At 76.4% G+C, this 1,811-nt stretch carries 3 protein-coding genes; all 3 read left to right on the forward strand.

Annotation, left to right across the window (positions count from 1 at the left end; genetic code table 11):
• A partial coding sequence (locus ACFQ3T_RS36345) for a hypothetical protein (RefSeq protein WP_380730665.1) occupies positions 1-423 on the forward strand: 423 nt, incomplete at its 5' end.
• A gap of 291 nt (positions 424-714) precedes the next feature.
• Positions 715-840, forward strand: coding sequence for a hypothetical protein (locus ACFQ3T_RS36350; protein ID WP_380730667.1), 126 nt, complete (start codon positions 715-717; stop codon positions 838-840).
• Positions 837-1,811, forward strand: a 975-nt coding sequence (locus ACFQ3T_RS36355) for a CbiQ family ECF transporter T component (protein WP_380730669.1), incomplete at its 3' end; no start/stop codon positions are given. The genes ACFQ3T_RS36350 and ACFQ3T_RS36355, both read left to right, overlap by 4 nt.

Genomic DNA, 1,811 nt, shown 5'->3' on the forward strand with positions numbered 1-1,811 from the left:
CTCGCGCTGGTCGGCACTCCCCTGGTCGGCGTTCCGCCGGTCGCGCGGGCGGCGGACTGCGCGGGCGTCACGGTGGTCGTGGACTTCGGCTCACTGGGCGGCGGCGTGCGGACGGGCTGCGCGGCGGGCGATCCCGCGTCGGGCCTGGCCGCGTTGAACGCCGCCGGGTTCGGTTACACGAGCACGGCGCGGCAGCCGGGATTCATCTGCAGGATCAACGGCGTGCCGGGCGACGACCCGTGCGTCAACGCCTCCCCGCCGACGGCGTACTGGGGCTACTGGCACGCCCGGCCGGGTGGCTCGTGGGTCTACAGCGACACCAGCGCCGGCTCCCACGACCCGGCGCCGGGGACCGTCGAAGGCTGGGCGTTCGGTTCCGGTCAGCAGCCGGGCATCGCGCCGCCCGCGCCGCCCGCGCCCTGACCGACCCAGCCCGCACCGCAGCCGCCCGCGGCCCAGCCTCCGACGCCGAAACCGGCACAACCCGGCCAACCGGTCCAGCCCGGACAGCCCGCGCAACCGGGACAACCGGCGCAGCCGGGACAGCAGCCGGGACAATCCGGGCAGGCCACGCAGCAGTCCGCGCCATCCGGCACGGACACGCCGACCACGACGTCCGAGACGACGTCCGCGCCACCCTCGTCGTCGGCGACCGCGGCCGGCAGCACGACGTCGGGTCCCTCCCCCACGTCGACGGGCGCGACCTCGGTCGCGGTGGAGCCGACGGCGGGCACGTCGTCCGGCGGCACGGTCGGGCTCGTCGTGGGGATCGCCGTGGTCCTCGCGCTGGCCGGCCTCGGCTTCCGGACGGCACGGCGGCGCGCCGGGGCGGCGGAGTGACGCTGCACCCCGGCGCGTGGTGGCTGTGGGCGTTGTGCCTGGCCGCCGTGGCGACCCGCACCACGAACCCGCTGCTGTTGGCGCTCGTGGTCGCGGTCGCCGGGTACGTGGCCGTGTCGTGCCGCGAGGACACCCCGTGGGCGAGCGCCTACGGCGTCTTCCTCAAGTTCGGCCTGGTGGTGCTCGGCATCCGGGTGGTGCTGCACATCCTGCTCGGCGGTGTCGGCGGGCCGACCGTGCTGTTCACGCTGCCCGGCATCCCGTTGCCCGAGTGGGCGAACGGCATCCGGCTGGGTGGTCCGGTCAGCGCCGAGGGCCTCGTCTTCGCGCTGTGCCAAGGACTTCAGCTCGCCACGCTGCTGTGCTGCGTCGGCGCGGCGAACGCGCTGGCCAACGCCAAGCGGCTGCTGCGGTCGCTGCCCGCCGCGCTGTACGAGGTGAGCGTGGCGGTGGTGGTCGCGTTGACCGTCGCACCGCAGTTGGTGGCCAGTGCGCGCGCGGTGCGGCGGGCCCGGGTGTTGCGGGGCGACGCCGTGCGGGGCGTGAAGGCGGTGCGGGTGCTGCTGGTGCCGGTGCTGGAGGACGCGTTCGAGCGGTCCCTGGTGCTGGCCGCGGCGATGGACTCGCGGGGGTACGGCCGGACGGCGGGCCTGCCGAAGCGGGCCAGGGTGGTGACCGGAGTGCTGGTGCTCGGAGGGCTGGTCGGGCTGTGCGTCGGCGCGTACGGGCTGCTCGACGGCAGCGCTCCGGCGGTGACGGGCACGCCGCTGCTGGCGGTCGGCGCGGTGTGCGCGGTCGCGGGGCTGTGGAGCGGCTCGCGGCGGGTGCGGCGCAGCCGGTACCGGCCGGACCGGTGGGGTCCGCGGGAGCTGCTGATCGTCGCGTCCGGGTTGGTGGCGGCCCTGGCCACGTTCCTCGCGCCGGCGGCGCTGGGCGGTGCCGCGTTGACGCCCGCCACCGTGCCGCTGAGC

It is taken from the genome of Saccharothrix hoggarensis, assembly GCF_042678885.1.
GTDB lineage: Bacteria > Actinomycetota > Actinomycetes > Mycobacteriales > Pseudonocardiaceae > Actinosynnema > Actinosynnema hoggarensis.